A 16,944-nucleotide genomic window follows, 5' to 3' on the forward strand; every position below is an offset into this window, starting at 1 on the left:
CTACTGCACTTCCTCCACGCTAAACATATTCCCGGCTATGGCCTGGGCACTGCTAGTGGCAATTTTTCCTAGTGGAATTTTTGCTGGCCCTGTTGGCTCCATCAACAAATATTCAGCCCCGCCGAAATATAAGGTTTGTTCATTGGTTCTAAAAGGCAAAACTATGCCCAGTAAGGCATGGTTGGGCAAGAACACCATGGCCATTTTCACTTCTGGCAAAAGCGAGCGAATTAGGCTTGCCATCAATACCGTTTTACTATCGCAGTCACCTTGATTATTGGCAATCACAGACAAGGGGGGTAAATATCCCGCACCATTAGATGTTAGGCGATTCTCTAACTCATTGTAGGGGATACTTTGTACCCAGCTTAGTACCAAATTTACGTATGAGCGCGTACTACTATTGGTAGGTAGTTTGTTGTACATAGCTTGAGCTACAGGTAATAAGGCTGCTTTATTCTCAGCAATATAACGCAGGTGATCGGGTTTTACCGCTTTTTGGCCTAAGTAGGAGCGAAAGTGGCTGTAGTAATTGTCATCAAGATACTGATCGAATGCTTTTTCTTGGCTTTGATCCATGGAACGTTGCCATTTATCAAAGAGGTTCTGTGATCGGCTCGTAACTTGAATATGAATATTCTCCCCTCTATGCTGAATTTGCACGCGAGCTTCTTTGGGGTTGATTTTTCGAGCGGCTTTATGCAGCTCAATAAAGACATACTGTTGCGCCAATTCGGGAATGAATTTTCTATGGCTTTGCCGGTTTAATGCGAATAGCGGCAACGAAAATGCTAAATCTGTTGCTTGCTCTTGATGATTTGACCAAGTGTAACTGAAGTGGGTCTCTTGGCTTTGTTTAGCTTTATTGAATGTTAACTGTTGGGCATAGCTAGAAATAGGCATGCTGATAACAGCTAATGCAAGCCATCTGAAAGCATTGCGAGGGATTCTGAACATAAATTCTACTTGGACTCACCTGAAGAGAAACACACCTAGACTATCACCAAGTTTGCATTATTGGTAATTTGCCAATGCTATTCTCTATCGGTGGTAGCAATGATATTAAACTTGTCGTGAATGCCGGTGGTGACCACTACCTCAATAGGAGAACAGCAAATGCGACAATCGACAATTTGCTGTTGGTTTAAATCATTTTCTTCATCAATTTCTAGATCATTAGTGACCATACAATAAGGGCAACTGAACTCTGCGCTTGCGGTTAGGCTCATTTTAATCCTTAAAAACCAACAAAAAGGGTAATGTGATTGTAGGTCAATAATTTACTAAATGATCACTTTTTATAAGGGCTAACTCAAACTAGCAATATATTGTTTAAAGGCCACATTGGCGACTTTTCTATCTTCGGCAATTTTCTTGACGTCTTCTCTTTGATTCAATTTGGCCATGAGCTCTTTCGCACCCGGTGCTAAAGCTAATAAATCGAAGTCAAATAACTTACCTGCAACTAAAGCCGCGAGATCGGCGCTGTATAAAAATACTATGTCTGCTGCCGTAAGCTGCTCGCCCGCTAGATACGGACTAAATTGAGCACATCGCGCCATGCCTTCAATGCCTTTGTACAAGGCACGTTTTGCCTGTTTTTTAGTGAGTTCATCGACTTCTTGACCAAAAAATACTGCTGGATGGCAACGCCTGGCAGGTAATTCCAAATAAAGCTCCGCCATTTTAACCATCTCTCTTATCTTGGCCTTTGCAAACGCATCACCAGGATATAAAGGATTGTTAGGATAAGCCTCATCGAGATATTCAAGAATGACATTGGTTTCAGTTAAAACACCTTGCTCGGTTTCTAAAGCAGGTACTTTGCCCATAGGACTTTTATCAAGGTATTCAGACGACTGGTTGGGATATAAAATGACGGTTTTATATTCGATGCCCTTAATTGCGCAGCCTAGTTTGATCATATTAAAGTAGTTACTGACGTCAAAACCATAGAGAGTTAACATTTTTGCACCTTTTGGTGGGTTGTTGAGGTGGGTATCTTGGTATAACTATGTACTGTACTCAACATCGTTTTATTGATGATTTGCCATTAATTTACGCTATAATCCGCCCAATTAAAATTTGGGGAAAATATTATGCGCGTTATAGGTGTTGAATTAAGTGGTAATGATGCCAATGTTTGTTTGTTGTCTTTAGAGGAAGAAGTGTTTCAAATTCCCGATTGTCGTACCCGTAAATTATCTCTACCTAAGAACGCGATCGCCAAGGACCTACGGTATTTTCAAAAGACCGTTGCCCAATTAGTGCAAGACTACAAAGTCGAACAAATCGTGATTCGTCAACGCCCCATGAAAGGCAAATTTGCTGGTGGAGCAATCGGCTTTAAATTAGAAGCGGCCTTAGAGTTGTTAAATGATGTTGAAGTCACAGTATTGTCGCCCACAGAAATCAAAGAATCGTTAAAACGTAATCCTGTATTAGTGCCAATGGCCGAAACCGGTTTAAAGATGTTTCAAGAAGTCGCCTTTAATACCGCCTTTGCTTTTTTGATGAAAGATAAATACGCAGAGTAATACAGCGACGATTTTTAGTATTACTCGCTAGTTTAAAGAAAGTCCAAACACGGCGTTATTTTAATAAATAGCGCCGTTTTCGTTGTTTGTAATGGTCTAATTATTTCCGCTCTGGGATTTTTTCCTGTGGTGTAAACCGCGACCCACTAAATAGATTAATAGAACGGCTACGCTGAAAAATATGCTCCACTTTATGGCTGTGATAAATCCAACAGTATCGGCGATGTGATTATGTTGCTTAGGGTAAGCACTGAGCAGAAAAATTAGGAAGCCGTTCTCAGTTAAATCAAAAAGTACCACAATATAAGGTATCAAAATGATTTTTTGTGGGCATGGAATGGTCAGCTTTTTGATGATTACAGCCATGATCATCGATAACAACGTGCCATAATAAATTGGATAGGCTAAATCGACAGTAAGTAATCCCATAATATATCTAGTGCGAATGGCTTCACCGTATGCGCTTAACATCTGATATAGCGTATCGTGGTTATACCATAAGAGTAAATCGAGAGGCCCTACACTGCCTGAATTAATAACTTGAGGTAAAAGAAGTAGTGGGAATACTAGATAGATCGCGCACATTCCAAGTATCAATCGAAGGTTTGCGACCTTAAAGCACCAAGCAAGCATACTGTCCATTTTTCGCCTTTATTTAATAGGCTAAGCTTCTTCTGCTTTCACCCGCCATTGTCACTTTTAGAAATCTACAGCGATATACCACTCTCTGGCAAATAGTTTATGGCATGGCGAAGAGATTTAGTAATACCGTAAAGCTTGCGCTTTCCCCCAAAAAACGCGATATGAAAATACCGTATAAGCCAAAATACAAGGAATGACGATAACCGCGCCATACAAAATAAAACCTAAGGATTCCGGGGCGCTGGCTGCCTGCCAAATAGTTAGTTTGCCGGGCACCACATAAGGGTAAAAGCTAAAGGTAAGGCCACAGAAACAAAACACATACACCACAACTGTAATTAAAAATGGGAGCCAACAGCCGCTGTCACCTTCTAAGGGTAATTGTTTTAGGACTAGATTGCCTAAGTACAACAAGACAAAACACGCAAAAGGTACTATGGCCATAAAATAGGCGAAAGGCGGGCTAGTCCAGCGCTCAAAAACAAACTGATTGATCAATGGATTGACAATACACACGGCAAGAATCCCTAAGAAACTTACTTTTCCTGCCAGTTTTGCCCATTTAATGGCCTCCAATTGTAACTCGTCGCTGGTTTTTAATATTAACCAGGTACTGCCAATAAGAGCGTAGGCACAAGTGACGCCTATTGCACTTATTGTGGCAAATACATATGCACTCACTGAGTCTTCAAAACCCATCACAAAACTACCTAACATATAACCTTGGCTGGTAGAGGCAATACATGATCCCAATTTAAAGATGCGGTTCCAATGATGTTTATTAACTTGTGCCACCTTAGCCCGAAAGTCAAAAGCCACTCCCCGTAGAATAAGCCCTACCAACATAATGGCTGTTGGAATATATAGTGCTTTTAAAATTACATTGTGGGCGCTGGGAAAAGCGATAAGTAGTAAGCCTACCGCCAATACTAACCAGGTTTCATTGGCATCCCAAAAAGGTCCGATTGAGGCAATCATTTGGTCAGCTTGTTTATCATTGCTAAGGGGTAACAGTATACCTACTCCTAAGTCATAGCCGTCTAAAATGGCATAAACAATGACTGACAGCGCCATAAGCCCAGCAAAAACAATGGGCAAGTTAATGTCGGCGATCATAATGTTGCTCCTTGATTGGTATTCTTTAGGTGATGTCTGCTTTGCCGAGGTTTTTCTTCAGGTTGAATTTCTTCTATTTCCACAGCTTTTCGCGCCATCAAAAATAGCGTATGTAAATAGGCAATCAGTAAAATTACGTATACGGATAAGTACAATATAAAACTAAATACTACGTTTTCTGGTGCAATATTGGTGACAGCATCTGATGTTTTTAACAGACCCGACACCAGATAAGGCTGGCGGCCTATTTCTGTGACATACCAACCCGCCAATGTGGCTATCCACCCAGAAAAACTCATAGCAACAAGGCAATATAGCAGACCTCTACTTAACTGATGTTGACGGAGTAATTTGTAACTACTGATCCATGCAACAATTAGCATCAACATACCCATTGCCACCATAATGCGAAAACCATAAAACACTGGAGCCACGGGCGGATGGAGGCCCTTAAAATCGTTGAGACCTTGAACTTCTCCCTCAGCATCATGGGTCAAGATAACACTGGTCACTTTGGGGATAGCTAGTTCAAAATGGTTAGTGCGGTTTTTCTCATCTGGTATCGCAAACAACAACAGTGGCACACCTTTTTGTGTGTCCCATATCCCTTCCATTGCCGCTATTTTCTGGGGCTGGTGTTGCAGAGTATTTAGGCCATGTAAGTCGCCTACAAATATTTGTACAGGCACCAAGAGTGCTGCCACCAAGATTGCGGTTTTGAGTGCTAACTTAGGAGCTTGTTTATTATCTCCCCTAATGATGCGATAGGCTGAAATCCCGGCAATTAAAAACGAAGCAGTGAGCGCCGACGCCAACAATACATGCGTCAAGCGGTATGGAAAGGAAGGATTAAAAATGACTGCCCACCAGTCAACCGCATGGGCAACGCCATCACGCATTTCAAAACCTGTAGGTGTTTGCATCCAAGAATTTAGTGCAATAATCCAAAAAGATGAAAGGGTGGTGCCTACCGCTACTAATAAGGTGGCTAAGGTATGTAACCAGCCCGGTACACGATGGATACCAAATAACATCACCCCTAGAAATGTGGCTTCTAAGAAGAAGGCGGTCAGCACTTCATAGCCTAAAAGTGGGCCCGCTATATTGCCTACTGTCTCCATATAACCCGGCCAATTTGTACCAAACTGAAATGACATGGTGATACCACTTACCACACCTAAGGCAAAAGTTAGGGCAAACACTTTTACCCAAAAACGGTAGATCCGCATCCACACAGGATGCCCGTTAAGTGAAAAACGTAGTTTGAAATAGAACAGAAACCAGCCTAACGCAATAGTGATACTGGGAAATAAAATATGAAAACTAATATTGGCCGCAAATTGCAGACGAGACAATAGGAAGACGTCAGCCATAGGACACCTCATAAGTTGTGTTAGAAAATTACTATCTTTGGTTTTAAGTTTCTCTTGCGTTATTCATTACTGCGCTTTAGCAGCTTGTCTTTCATATTGAGTACCTTGCCAACACCTGAGCCCAATTTCATCAGCGCATCGAGTTTCTCAGGGCTCAACCGCTGTAACTCGCTTGACCATTTAGTGATGCCTTCTAGTAGATCATGTACTTCTTGGAGTTTTTCCTGAGCATGTTGTTCTTGTTCGTTTGCTGGGGTGTCTAGCAGAATATCCCGCAGTAACGATAGGGTAGGATCCATTTCCCGTTTACGGCGCTCTTCAAATACTCTGTTGGCCATATCCCAAATACTGCCATTGGTTTGAAAATATTCTTTACGATCTCCGGCTTTGTGGTGCATTTGAATAAGGCGCCAAGACTGTAACTCCTTTAAACCCATACTCACGTTACCACGAGAGATACTTAGTGTTTCCGCTATTTCATTGGCGCTCATGGGATCTTCGGTGATCACCAACAAGGCATACATTTGACCAACCGTGCGATTAAACCCCCAGCGGCTACCCATCTCACCAAAATGCATTACGAAGGTTTCGATCATCGGAGTCATATTTATCATTAACCTTTTAAAGTTTCAGTAATTACTGAAACTTTAAAAGGTTTGCTTGGCTGGGTCAAGAGGTATTTACAACTAAACCTAATTATCCGCCTAACTTAAGGGAGAAAAGAAAAATATTAAAGCAGGGCAATGTCGACCATATCAAGCAGATTTCGATTAACAATCAGCTTTTTGGCATCTTCAATGTCGGGTGAAAAATACCTGTCTTTGTCGTAAAAGGGGACTCTAGTGCGCAGCAGTGCTTTCACCGATTTGAGTGTGTCACTGGTTTCAAGGGGGGCTCTAAAGTCTAATCCTTGGCTGGCCGCTAACCATTCGATGGCTAAAATGCCTGCTACGTTGTCAAAAATATCCCCTAAACGTCTGCCCGCAAAGGTTGCCATAGAGACATGATCTTCTTGGTTGGCCGATGTAGGCAGTGAATCTATAGAAGCGGGGTGAGCTAAGGTTTTGTTTTCACTGGCAAGGGCGGCGCTGGTGACTTGGGCAATCATAAAGCCTGAATTAACACCGCCGTTGTCTACCAAAAATGGCGGTAAACCGCTGAGGTGTGAGTCAATCAAGAGCGCCATTCGTCTTTCAGATAAAGCGCCCATTTCTGAAAGTGCAATGGCTAACATGTCGGCTGCCATCGCCACGGTTTCGGCGTGAAAATTGCCTCCAGAGAGAATGTCGCTGCTGTCGGCAAATACTAAGGGGTTATCGGATACGCCATTGGCTTCAATGATTAGGGTCTCGGCAGCAAAGCGCAACTGCTGTAAACATGCACCCAAAACTTGCGGTTGGCAGCGCAATGAGTAGGGGTCTTGAACTTTTTCACAATGATCGTGTGAATGACCAATGCTAGACTCTTTTAACAAAGTCCGATAGGCCGTGGCGACGTCTATTTGTGCTTGATGACCTCTGGCTGCATGAATACGGTTATCAAATGGCACCCGTGAGCCTAAAGCAGCTTCTACACTTAAAGCACCAATAGCAATACTACTGTAGAGTGCATTTTCGGCGCTGAATAATCCCTTCAATGCAAATGCCGTTGACGCTTGCGTACCATTTAGTAAGGCTAAACCTTCTTTTGGGGCGAGGGCAATTTTTTCTAATCCGGCAATGTTTAAGGCGTGTTGTGCAGAGATTTTGGTGCCTTGATAAATCACTTCGCCTTCGCCTAATAACACCGCGCTCATATGTGCCAGCGGCGCTAAATCCCCCGAGGCCCCCACCGAGCCTTTTTCGGGAATAGCCGGATAGACTTCTTTGTTATACAAGGTGATCAAGGCTTGGATAACCTGTAAACGAATTCCTGAGTACCCTCTAGATAGAGAATTGATTTTAAGTAACATTAACAAACGTACTACGTCTTCTGTCATAAAGTCGCCTATACCAGCGGCGTGAGACAGCACGATACTGCGCTGCAGCAATTCGAGCTCAGATACCTCAATTTTGGTATTGGCCAATAAACCAAAACCTGTGTTGATACCATATACAGTACGGCCTTGGGCAATCACGTCTAATACAATTTTCTCAGCCTTATGGATGGCGCTAGAAGCCTCGGGCGACAAGGTAATAGGGATGTGCTGTCGCTGCACGTCGCGCAACTGTGAAAGGCTGAGGTGCCCCGGTTCAATAACAATACTTTGCATTACTTATTTTCCTAAATATCTAACATGGGCAGGTCTAGGTTGTTGTTTTTAGCACAGGTTTTGGCGATATCATAACCGGCATCTGCATGGCGCATCACGCCAGTAGCTGGGTCGTTATGTAACACCCGAGCAATACGTTTATCCGCTTCTTCAGACCCATCACATAAAATAACCACACCAGAATGTTGACTAAAGCCCATACCCACGCCGCCGCCGTGATGCAAACTTACCCAAGTCGCACCGCCCGCTGTGTTGAGCATGGCGTTAAGAATAGGCCAATCTGAGACTGCGTCTGAGCCATCTAGCATAGCTTCGGTTTCACGATTAGGTGAAGCAACAGAGCCTGAATCAAGGTGATCGCGGCCTATGACTATGGGCGCTGATAGTTCACCGGTTCTCACCATTTCATTAAAGGCCAAGCCTAACTTTTGCCTTTCACCTAAGCCCACCCAGCAGATACGGGCGGGCAAACCCTGAAATTGAATGCGCTCTTTGGCCATATCCAACCAGTTATGCAGCTGTGGATTATCGGGTATCAGCTCTTTTACCTTGGCATCGGTTTTATAAATATCTTCAGGATCACCAGACAAAGCCACCCAGCGAAATGGCCCTATGCCTTGGCAAAATAGTGGCCTGATGTAAGCAGGTACAAAGCCAGGAAAATCGAAGGCATTTTTTATACCTTCTTCTAAAGCCATTTGCCTGATGTTGTTGCCGTAATCTAAGGTGACTGCACCTTTAGCTTGCAGTGCTAACATGGCTTTCACTTGTATGGCCATGGATTGTTTGGCTGCTTTTACCACCGCAGATTCGTCTGATAAACGTATGCTGGCGGCCTCTTCTAAACTCCAGCCTTTTGGTAAATAACCGTTTAAGGGATCGTGGGCGCTGGTTTGGTCAGTCACCACATCTGGGATGATATTGCGTGTTACCAATTCAGGAAAAATATCCGCAGCATTAGCAAGTAAACCAACAGAAATAGCTTCACCCGCCAATTTGGCTTGATTGATTAGTTCAATTGCGTGGTCGAGATTGTCGGCTTTTTTATCTAAGTAGCCGGTTTTGATCCGAAAATCGATGCGGCTTTCGTCCACTTCAATGGCTAACATAGAAAACCCTGCCATAGTGGCGGCCAATGGTTGTGCCCCGCCCATGCCACCTAAGCCACCTGTTAATATCCAGCGGCCTTTCGCCTCGCCATCAAAATGTTGTTTGGCCACACTGACAAAGGTTTCATAAGTGCCCTGCACTATGCCTTGAGAACCAATGTAAATCCAAGAGCCTGCAGTCATCTGCCCATACATCATCAGCCCTTGTTTATCTAACTCATTAAAGTGCTCCCAGTTTGCCCAGTGAGGTACTAGATTAGAGTTAGCAATAATCACTCTTGGGGCATTTTCGTGAGTAGGAAACACCCCTACAGGTTTGCCACTTTGTACCAGCAAGGTTTCATCGGTATTGAGGCGTTTTAACACTTCAACTATTTTGTCGTAACTTTGCCAATCTCTGGCTGCCCGACCTATGCCTCCGTATACCACTAAACTCTGTGGGTGTTCGGCCACTTCCGAGTCAAGGTTATTCATTAACATTCTAAGAGGCGCTTCTGTTTGCCAGCTTTTAGCATTGAGTTGTTTGCCTCTAGGTGCCCGAATAATGCGCTTGGGATCATGTCGATTCATAATCATTTCCTAATCTGCGTGATGAAAATCAAGGTGTCCGCCTATGCGGTAGCGGTTACCTGGGTGATATAAACGGGCATAACTCACCACTCCTTTGCTTGAATAGGTGCGACGACTTATCTTCAAACAAGGTTGAGCAATAGGAATGTCCAGTATGTGAGCTAACTCATTGTCGGGCAAAATGGCCTCAACAGAATGATCAGCTTCAGTAAGGGGAGCAATTTTCGTTAAATAATGATTGGCCGTAGTAAGCTTAAAATCTTGTTCAATATATTGCTGCGCCAAAGTGGGGTTAACCAAGCGGTCTTCTAACTGAATGGCAAGGCCGTTTTCTTTATGCACTATCTTAGTTTGAAAGACCACACTATTTGCCTGAACACCTAACCAAACACTTTGTTGTTCAGACGCAAGTACTTTATCTACAGTTAACACTTGGTTGGAATAACTATGTCCACGCTGAACAATTTCGTCATCTATGCTGCGAATTTCAAGGATCGAACTCATAGGCCTGCTATCAGACACAAAAGTACCTAGACCCTGAGAGCGAACTAAAATTCCCTCAGTCACTAATTCGGTCAACGCCCGCCTAGCCGTCATGCGGCTAACGCCAAAGCTTTCTGCTAATTGGTTTTCTGACAGCACTTTGTCTCCAGGGCACATTTCACCGCGCTCTATTTCGTCAAGCAAAGCAGATTTTATTTGTACAAATCTGGCCTGCACTGGGGATTTTTTATTCATCATTAACCGCTCCGCTCAGATGGCGTATAATCTATAGCAACACACTTGTATATACAAGTGTGTGTGAGTAAACTAATTCATATCAAAACGCTAAGAGAATAGTCATGGCTGAATTGTGTGATCTGGTAATAAACAATGTGCGCATTGCTTCAATGCAAAACAATGGACAAGCTTACGGCCAACTTTCTCAATCTTCTGTTGCCATTAAAGACGGCAAAGTGCTGGCTATATTCGATGCTTTAGACGCGACCTATCAAAGCATCAAAAACGTCGATGGCGAAAATAAATGGTTATTGCCTGGTTTTATCGACTGCCACACTCATCTGGTTTATGGTGGCAACAGGGCCAACGAGTTCGAGCAACGTTTGCAAGGCAAAACTTACACGGAAATAGCCCAACAAGGCGGTGGTATATTAGGTACGGTCAATGCCACAAGAGCAGCATCCGAACAAACTCTGCTCAGCCATGCCATTAAACGCGCGGCTAGATTGACTGAAGAAGGTGTGACTTGTATTGAAGTCAAATCAGGCTACGGTTTGGATAGGGATACAGAGCTAAAAATGCTCAAGGTGGCCAAACGCATTGCTGAACATTTGCCTGTGAGTATTGAAACTACCTACCTTGGTGCCCACACTGTGCCGAAAGAATATCGCAGCAACCCAGATGATTATGTACAATTTATTTGTGAGCAAGTGATCCCCGTTGTCGCCAAACAAAAACTTGCCAGTTGTGTCGATGTATTTTGTGAAAGCATAGGCTTCTCAGCCGCACAAAGTCGCAAAATATTTGCAGCAGCAAAAGCTCAGCAACTTAATGTGAAAGCGCACGTTGAACAACTCTCAGATTTAAAAGGGGCCAAATTGGCGGCTGAATTTAATGCACTTTCAGTTGATCATATCGAATATTTAGATCCAAAGGATATTCCCGCAATAAAACAATCTGGCACTGTGGCGGTATTATTACCCGGCGCGTTTTATTATCTAAATGAAAGCCAAAAACCCCCTGTCGCTGCATTAAGAGCCCATAGTATTCCTATGGCAATTGCCACAGATCTCAACCCTGGTAGTTCTCCCATAGCATCCCTGTTAACCATAATGAATATGGCCAGTGTATTGTTTTCTTTAACGCCAGAAGAAGTGCTCTATGGGGTAACTAAAAACGCCGCACAGGCCTTAAGACTTGCCAACAAAGGCCAAATAAAAGCCGGCTTAGATGCAGACTTATGTTTATGGGATATCGAACATCCTGCCGAGCTAGTGTACGGCATTAACCATCATAGACCAGCAGCTAAGTGGTTTGCGGGTAAGGAGTGTTAAACCACATGCAAACATTAGATAAAAGCTACCTATGGCAAGGCCGAGAAGATAGCGAAGAAGGTCAAAACGGCTTACGTTGGCATCAGGTAATGGGTAAAAAGCAGCATAACAAAAGTGTCAGTTTACTTGGTTTTGAATGTGATTTAGGTGTTATCGCCAATAAAGGTAGAGCGGGAGCCGCAAAAGGTCCTACTGCAATACGGAATTCGCTAGCAAACCTAGCTTGGCATGCAGATTGTGATGTATACGATACAGGCAATATACTTGCAGAAACAAGTTTGCCTGCAGCCCAGAAAGCCTATGCTGAGCAAATTGCAAAAGATCTCAGTGAGCATACTCTTGTTATTGGACTGGGAGGCGGACATGAAATTGCGTGGGGCAGTTACCAAGGATTAGTTCACGATCTTGCCACTCAGCCCAACAAAAAAATTGGCATAGTCAATTTTGACGCACATTTTGATCTGCGTAATCCGGCGCAAACAACTAGCTCAGGCACACCTTTTAGACAGATAGCAGAATTTTGCCAAAGTCAGCGCCAGTCGTTTCATTATGCCTGTTTAGGTATAGCTGAATCGTCCAACACCAGTGCACTGTTTAATTATGCCAAACAAACTAAAACCCGTTATTTACTGGATATCGACTGCAATGTTCACGCTGCCACAGCGCTACTAGAACCCCTGTTAAATGAGGTGGATGAAGTCTATGTCACCGTCTGCCTTGACGCTTTCCCTGCAAATCGTGCCCCTGGCGTAAGTGCTCCTAGTGCATTGGGTATTTCAGTTGAGTTTGTGATCCATATGTTGCGCTGGGTTGCTCAGTCACAATCTTCTTTTCATTATAATTGGCGGTTAACAGACATCGCCGAAATGAATCCTTACTATGATATTGATAACAGAACCGCAAAGCTAGCGGCACGCCTAGTGCATGAGATGGTAAGATGCCATGCTCAATAAGAGTAGCCACACCCCTTTAACGATTGCCTCTGAGTGACTAATTGTTAGGATGAATTGGTATAACGCCAATTTAATTTGCTATTCCTTTGATTAGAATGGCATTCCTCAATATATCTGCTAATTCTTTAACTGTACCAATTATGCATTTAAGGAAATATGACTTGGCCTACCAGACTATTGTAAACATTTCATTGAGCTTAGTAAGATGTTAGGCGCAGTTTCAACATCTTTGCTTAATGTCCGCAGTATGCCCACGTCCAGTGGCGCTATTCTTGGCCAACTCACAGAAGGCATGGTGGTGAAAGGCGATGGGCCTTTTGATAATTGGTTGCAACTTGAATATAACAATGCCTTTGGCTTTGTTTCGTCTCATTATCTAAGGCCAGTAAATGACTTGTCTAGGCTGGTTGGCACAGTCAACACCCATAAACTAAATGTACGTCAAGCCCCTTCATCCAGTGGCAAACAACTCGCGACTATCAGTCGTGGTGCATCCGTTAAAACCTTAGGGATCCTAAATCATTGGTTAGAAATCGAATTTAACGGGGCAACGGCTTTTGTGGCGGCTCGCTTTGTTGACTTGGTATATGTATCAAAGGGCTACTATGCAAAAGTGAGTGCAGATATCTTAAATGTGCGTTCGGCGCCACTTTTAAATGCCAATATATTGGGTCAACTCGCTATGGGCGGGAAAATTTGGGTTGAAGCAACGCAGCAAAAATGGAGTCAGATTCGTTTTAATGGCAACCGAGCTTATGTCGCCAGCCGATTCTTGACGCCACTACAGGATTTAGACGACATTCAGGAAGATCCCATTGCTTTATCTGACCATCAAGATGATGTTGTCATCCCCGTTGCCCAGCAAGGCCAAATGCTGTCTCGCCTAACCCCTACTACTATATTAACAGTGACAGGCAGTAGCGAACAGCGCAATGTTGCCGCCACTTGGAATAGATGGGGCGCTTTGTTGACCGATTTAAGTAAACAAAAAAAATTGGATGTAGCCTGCGCTTTAGCCGTTTTGTGCGTAGAAAGTTCAGGTAAAGGCTTTGAGCAAAACAATAGCGACCGCATGATTATTCGTTTTGAAAATCATAAGTTTTGGAAGTTTTGGGGTAAACATAACCCACAACAGTTTCGGCAGCATTTCAGATACAGTAACGATAAAGTATGGCAAGGTCACCAGTGGCGCAAAGAACCCAGTGGCGAGTGGCAAAGGTTTCATGGTCATCAAACCAACGAATGGCAAGTTTTTGAGTTTGCCCGCTTGCTAGATGAAGACGCAGCTATATTGTCTATTAGTATGGGGGCGCCACAAATTATGGGGTTTCATTTTGAGCGCATTGGCTTTCAATCCAAAGTTGAAATGTTTGATACTTTCGCCGCTAGTATTCAAGGTCAAATAAACGGCTTATTCGACTTTTTCTCTCCCAAGATGCTGCAGTATTTGCAAGATTTAGCCTTTGAAGATTTTGCCGGAATGTACAACGGTCAGGGTCAGAAAAAAGTCTACGGCGAGAAAATCAAACAACACTATATGGCATTCAAAAAGATAATGCCGAATATAAAAAACATGCATTCCTAGGGGGGAATATGAACGTTTTTTCTTTTATCAGTAACATTTTTGAACCAGCGGTAAAATTGATTGATGATATCCATACTAGCGATGAAGAAAAGCTGCAACTTCAGGCTCAGATAAAGGCGGTTGAAAATGAATTATTAGCCAAGGTTATTGATTACGAAACTAAACTGCTTGAGGGTAAAACCGCCATCATCACAGCAGAAGCAACGGGGCAATCATGGATACAGCGTAACTGGCGTCCCATTACCATGTTGACATTTTTAGCGTTAGTGGTGCTCGATAGCTTTGGTTGGTTACCTAACCCCCTCGCCAAAGAAGCATGGACCTTGTTGCAAATTGGCTTGGGTGGTTATGTGGCGGGTCGCTCTGCAGAAAAAATGACCCAGCAATACTTAAAAGCCCGCCCCGCCGAAGATAAAAACAGCGGCATGGCCAAAGGTTAACAACACTTAGGGACTTAATGCGCCAATATTATTGGCGCTTCCCTGGGTGATATTGCTCAACCGCTCGTTGCAACACATCTTCTTTGTAATAGGCTACATCTTTAAATTTTCCTTGGGCGTAACGCTTAGCTTGATCGTAAAAATGGGGAGAGGTGGGATCGCCACTCTGACCGCCGGCCAAAAGCGATTTAGCCTTCACCTTGTCACCAAATTCCACCACAGCCACAAAGCTATTGCCTCTATATCCATATAGCTTTTTACTGCCATTTACACTACGAGCACCAAAAGCGGCCAATGCTCCCCAACGTCCTGATGCCATACCGATTGGAATGCTTGGTTGACTGTCGTCTACTGGTAAATCAATATCGCCAGTAAGCCTTTGTAGTCGATTAATGTCTCCCCAAGGTGTTTGCCACTTTCCGAAATCTGCTGTCAATTTTTCAATGGCCTTTTCAAAAATATTGAGTCGCACAGAGCGTAATGAGTCAGTGCCAAAGTGTTCTATGGTTTGCATCAAGCTGTAACCTTCTGGACGCAGGCCGTCTTTTAGGTATTGCATGCCATAATAATGGGCCAGCGACATGGCGACAGAATCTACCGATACGCGATAATCCCATTGGCGCAATTGCTCAATAGGCTCAGCTAATCCTACAGGCGCGCGATGATAAGTATCATAAGCACTGATAAGGCCAGAAATCAGGGATTTGAATCCTGGTAAATAAGGATCGTAGGCAATCTCAATTAGTTTATCTAAGGTAATCTCAGATTGTTCACTGAGTACTTGAACTGCGTGAATTCCTCTAAAATTTTCAGGGTCGGGTGCCATGTAAGTGGGGTAATCCGTAGCACGAGGACTAGACTCACCTGCTGCTGTAAAGGGGGTTGAATTGGCGTTTTGGATCCAGCCGTTAGCAGGATTAACAATGTGAACTGTTTCTTCTACTGAATGAAGACCATTCCAGTCTGTATCTTTAGTAGAGCCAATAACCGGCTGTGAATAATCAAAACTGGGATCTCGCCTTGGAATAAAATTACCATGGTAATAAGCAATAGTACCATCGGCATCCGCGTAAACTGTGTTGTTAGATGAATTGGTTCGCATATCCATCATCTTGCGAAATTCATCATGATTGCTGGTTTTTGTGCGAGTAAAAGACTGCATTAGCGCACTAATTGGAGTCCAATTTATTCTTGTGGTCACCCATTGGCCTTTCTCCATATGGGTGACTGGACCGTGATGAGTACGATAACTTGGGAAGGTTTTATACTTATAGGTGTCTGCGTCACGATACTTTAAGGTGATGTCAGCAGTTTCAACCTTTAATTTGTTGCCATCATATAAGTAATATAATGCATCATCCTGTTCAATAATGGTTTCAAGATATTCATCCATAAAATCTACTTTGGTTGAGGTGTGCATCCAGCCATTTTTGTCATTAAATCCCTGATATACAAAAAACTGGCCCCAAGTTACGGCACCATAGGCATTTAAGCCTTCTTCGCTGACCATATGGACTTCGGGCCGAAAGTAAAAAGAAGTGTGAGGATTGATAAGTAGCATGGCATCACCAGACTGAGTCAACTTACCCGAAATGGCGATGCCATTTGAACCGCTTGGTTCAGCCATATGTGTATCCACTTTGTCTGGGCTAGCCAATCTACTGCCATAAAACGCTTCGATACCCTTAACCGAAATTTGCTCGATATCACCTCCAATTGAACCTTCAGAGAAAAACATCGGCATCCAAGGTTCAAATCGCGTCAAAAGAGCCGGTTTAACGTTTGGGTGGGTGGCAAGGTAATAGTTTAGGCCATCGGCGAAGGCATCACATAGTGCTTTTAATGAAGCGGGCGCATTTTGATAGGCCAATTTTGCCTGAGGGATAGTCATAAACAAACGTGCCCGCAGATCACTGTATAAGGCTTTTTCACCTTCTACTTCTGCAAGTCTCCCAATGGCCCAAATATAGTTTCGTTCAACCCGTTTAAAGTCATCTTCGGCTTGCGCATACAACAACCCAAATACAGCGTCGGCGTCGGTTTTACCATAAATATGCGGTACGCCAAAGTCATCACGAATAATCTCAACCTGTTCTGCTCTTGTGGTTAGCCGCTCGATCTCGCTAATTGGCTTTGGTGGCGGCGGTGGAGACGCACAGGCAGCCATAAAAAATATCGAAAAAACAATTAATTTAAGGTTAGTACTAGAGTTCATAAATAATCCGTCAAAAAGTAACTTGCCTAATCATGCTACCAAGCAGTTATTCGAAGTACAATCAAACCAGCTTGTATAAATAAACACCAATTCAACTCG

The 16,944-nt window shown here is 43.4% G+C and carries 16 protein-coding genes; 5 read left to right on the forward strand and 11 right to left on the reverse strand.

Annotated elements, in window-relative coordinates:
• From Q0688_RS26295 to Q0688_RS26305, 3 genes are all read right to left on the reverse strand, one after another.
• The gene (locus Q0688_RS26295) at positions 1 to 957 is read right to left on the reverse strand and encodes a hypothetical protein (protein ID WP_299084632.1); all 957 of its coding nucleotides are present in this window, start codon (positions 955 to 957) and stop codon (positions 1 to 3) included.
• A gap of 77 nt (positions 958 to 1,034) precedes the next feature.
• Positions 1,035 to 1,229: a CPXCG motif-containing cysteine-rich protein gene (locus Q0688_RS26300; RefSeq protein WP_299084635.1), complete on the reverse strand. Its 195-nt coding sequence runs from the start codon at positions 1,227 to 1,229 to the stop codon at positions 1,035 to 1,037.
• A gap of 78 nt (positions 1,230 to 1,307) precedes the next feature.
• Positions 1,308 to 1,967: a glutathione S-transferase gene (locus Q0688_RS26305; protein ID WP_299084638.1), complete on the reverse strand. Its 660-nt coding sequence runs from the start codon at positions 1,965 to 1,967 to the stop codon at positions 1,308 to 1,310.
• 132 nt (positions 1,968 to 2,099) lie between these two features.
• Between Q0688_RS26305 and Q0688_RS26310 the strand changes: the two genes are divergently transcribed.
• Complete coding sequence (locus Q0688_RS26310) at positions 2,100 to 2,537, forward strand: DUF3010 family protein (RefSeq protein WP_299084641.1); 438 nt, start codon at positions 2,100 to 2,102, stop codon at positions 2,535 to 2,537.
• Positions 2,538 to 2,633: 96 nt separating this feature from the next.
• On the opposite strand, the gene Q0688_RS26315 is transcribed toward Q0688_RS26310, so the two are convergent.
• From Q0688_RS26315 to hutC, 7 genes are all read right to left on the reverse strand, one after another.
• Positions 2,634 to 3,179 carry a hypothetical protein gene (locus Q0688_RS26315; protein ID WP_299084645.1) on the reverse strand — a complete coding sequence of 182 codons (546 nt, stop codon included), beginning with the start codon at positions 3,177 to 3,179 and terminating at the stop codon, positions 2,634 to 2,636.
• 117 nt (positions 3,180 to 3,296) lie between these two features.
• On the reverse strand, positions 3,297 to 4,295 hold the full coding sequence (locus Q0688_RS26320) for a cytochrome d ubiquinol oxidase subunit II (RefSeq protein ID WP_299084648.1): 999 nt from the start codon (positions 4,293 to 4,295) through the stop codon (positions 3,297 to 3,299).
• On the reverse strand, positions 4,292 to 5,668 hold the full coding sequence (locus Q0688_RS26325) for a cytochrome ubiquinol oxidase subunit I (RefSeq protein WP_299084652.1): 1,377 nt from the start codon (positions 5,666 to 5,668) through the stop codon (positions 4,292 to 4,294). The genes Q0688_RS26320 and Q0688_RS26325 overlap by 4 nt, the downstream gene beginning before the upstream one ends.
• 59 nt (positions 5,669 to 5,727) lie before the next feature.
• A complete protein-coding gene (locus Q0688_RS26330; protein ID WP_299084740.1) occupies positions 5,728 to 6,279 on the reverse strand; it encodes a MarR family transcriptional regulator in 552 nt (183 codons plus the stop codon).
• 119 nt (positions 6,280 to 6,398) lie between these two features.
• Positions 6,399 to 7,919 carry a histidine ammonia-lyase gene (gene hutH, locus Q0688_RS26335; protein WP_299084654.1) on the reverse strand — a complete coding sequence of 507 codons (1,521 nt, stop codon included), beginning with the start codon at positions 7,917 to 7,919 and terminating at the stop codon, positions 6,399 to 6,401.
• Between the two features lie 11 nt (positions 7,920 to 7,930).
• The gene (hutU, locus tag Q0688_RS26340) at positions 7,931 to 9,598 is read right to left on the reverse strand and encodes a urocanate hydratase (protein WP_299084657.1); all 1,668 of its coding nucleotides are present in this window, start codon (positions 9,596 to 9,598) and stop codon (positions 7,931 to 7,933) included.
• 9 nt (positions 9,599 to 9,607) lie between these two features.
• Positions 9,608 to 10,339, reverse strand: coding sequence for a histidine utilization repressor (gene hutC / locus Q0688_RS26345; protein WP_299084660.1), 732 nt, complete (start codon positions 10,337 to 10,339; stop codon positions 9,608 to 9,610).
• Positions 10,340 to 10,440: 101 nt separating this feature from the next.
• Here hutC and hutI point away from each other — a divergent pair, with 101 nt between their 5' ends.
• The 4 genes from hutI (at position 10,441) to Q0688_RS26365 (ending at position 14,630) form a co-directional block, all read left to right on the forward strand.
• The gene (hutI, locus tag Q0688_RS26350; RefSeq protein WP_299084663.1) at positions 10,441 to 11,652 is read left to right on the forward strand and encodes an imidazolonepropionase; all 1,212 of its coding nucleotides are present in this window, start codon (positions 10,441 to 10,443) and stop codon (positions 11,650 to 11,652) included.
• A 5-nt stretch (positions 11,653 to 11,657) separates the two neighbouring features.
• The gene (hutG, locus tag Q0688_RS26355; protein ID WP_299084667.1) at positions 11,658 to 12,605 is read left to right on the forward strand and encodes a formimidoylglutamase; all 948 of its coding nucleotides are present in this window, start codon (positions 11,658 to 11,660) and stop codon (positions 12,603 to 12,605) included.
• A gap of 205 nt (positions 12,606 to 12,810) precedes the next feature.
• A complete protein-coding gene (locus Q0688_RS26360) occupies positions 12,811 to 14,190 on the forward strand; it encodes an N-acetylmuramidase domain-containing protein (protein ID WP_299084670.1) in 1,380 nt (459 codons plus the stop codon).
• A gap of 8 nt (positions 14,191 to 14,198) precedes the next feature.
• Positions 14,199 to 14,630 (forward strand): 3TM-type holin, encoded by a 432-nt coding sequence (locus tag Q0688_RS26365; protein WP_299084673.1) that lies wholly within the window; start codon positions 14,199 to 14,201, stop codon positions 14,628 to 14,630.
• A 28-nt stretch (positions 14,631 to 14,658) separates the two neighbouring features.
• Here Q0688_RS26365 and Q0688_RS26370 read toward each other — a convergent pair whose 3' ends face one another.
• Positions 14,659 to 16,845 (reverse strand): acylase, encoded by a 2,187-nt coding sequence (locus Q0688_RS26370; protein ID WP_299084677.1) that lies wholly within the window; start codon positions 16,843 to 16,845, stop codon positions 14,659 to 14,661.
• Positions 16,846 to 16,944: the final 99 nt, after the last annotated feature.

It is taken from the genome of uncultured Paraglaciecola sp., assembly GCF_937123705.1.
Taxonomy (GTDB): domain Bacteria; phylum Pseudomonadota; class Gammaproteobacteria; order Enterobacterales; family Alteromonadaceae; genus Paraglaciecola.

Bases quoted from the DNA above. Each gene is read 5' to 3' on its own strand.
- Q0688_RS26295 (WP_299084632.1), bottom strand. From the start codon at position 957: ATGTTCAGAATCCCTCGCAATGCTTTCAGATGGCTTGCATTAGCTGTT.
- Q0688_RS26300 (WP_299084635.1), bottom strand. From the start codon at position 1,229: ATGAGCCTAACCGCAAGCGCAGAGTTCAGTTGCCCTTATTGTATGGTC.
- Q0688_RS26305 (WP_299084638.1), bottom strand. From the start codon at position 1,967: ATGTTAACTCTCTATGGTTTTGACGTCAGTAACTACTTTAATATGATC.
- Q0688_RS26310 (WP_299084641.1), top strand. From the start codon at position 2,100: ATGCGCGTTATAGGTGTTGAATTAAGTGGTAATGATGCCAATGTTTGT.
- Q0688_RS26315 (WP_299084645.1), bottom strand. From the start codon at position 3,179: ATGGACAGTATGCTTGCTTGGTGCTTTAAGGTCGCAAACCTTCGATTG.
- Q0688_RS26320 (WP_299084648.1), bottom strand. From the start codon at position 4,295: ATGATCGCCGACATTAACTTGCCCATTGTTTTTGCTGGGCTTATGGCG.
- Q0688_RS26325 (WP_299084652.1), bottom strand. From the start codon at position 5,668: ATGGCTGACGTCTTCCTATTGTCTCGTCTGCAATTTGCGGCCAATATT.
- hutH (WP_299084654.1), bottom strand. From the start codon at position 7,919: ATGCAAAGTATTGTTATTGAACCGGGGCACCTCAGCCTTTCACAGTTG.
- hutU (WP_299084657.1), bottom strand. From the start codon at position 9,598: ATGAATCGACATGATCCCAAGCGCATTATTCGGGCACCTAGAGGCAAA.
- hutC (WP_299084660.1), bottom strand. From the start codon at position 10,339: ATGATGAATAAAAAATCCCCAGTGCAGGCCAGATTTGTACAAATAAAA.
- hutI (WP_299084663.1), top strand. From the start codon at position 10,441: ATGGCTGAATTGTGTGATCTGGTAATAAACAATGTGCGCATTGCTTCA.
- hutG (WP_299084667.1), top strand. From the start codon at position 11,658: ATGCAAACATTAGATAAAAGCTACCTATGGCAAGGCCGAGAAGATAGC.
- Q0688_RS26360 (WP_299084670.1), top strand. From the start codon at position 12,811: ATGTTAGGCGCAGTTTCAACATCTTTGCTTAATGTCCGCAGTATGCCC.
- Q0688_RS26365 (WP_299084673.1), top strand. From the start codon at position 14,199: ATGAACGTTTTTTCTTTTATCAGTAACATTTTTGAACCAGCGGTAAAA.
- Q0688_RS26370 (WP_299084677.1), bottom strand. From the start codon at position 16,845: ATGAACTCTAGTACTAACCTTAAATTAATTGTTTTTTCGATATTTTTT.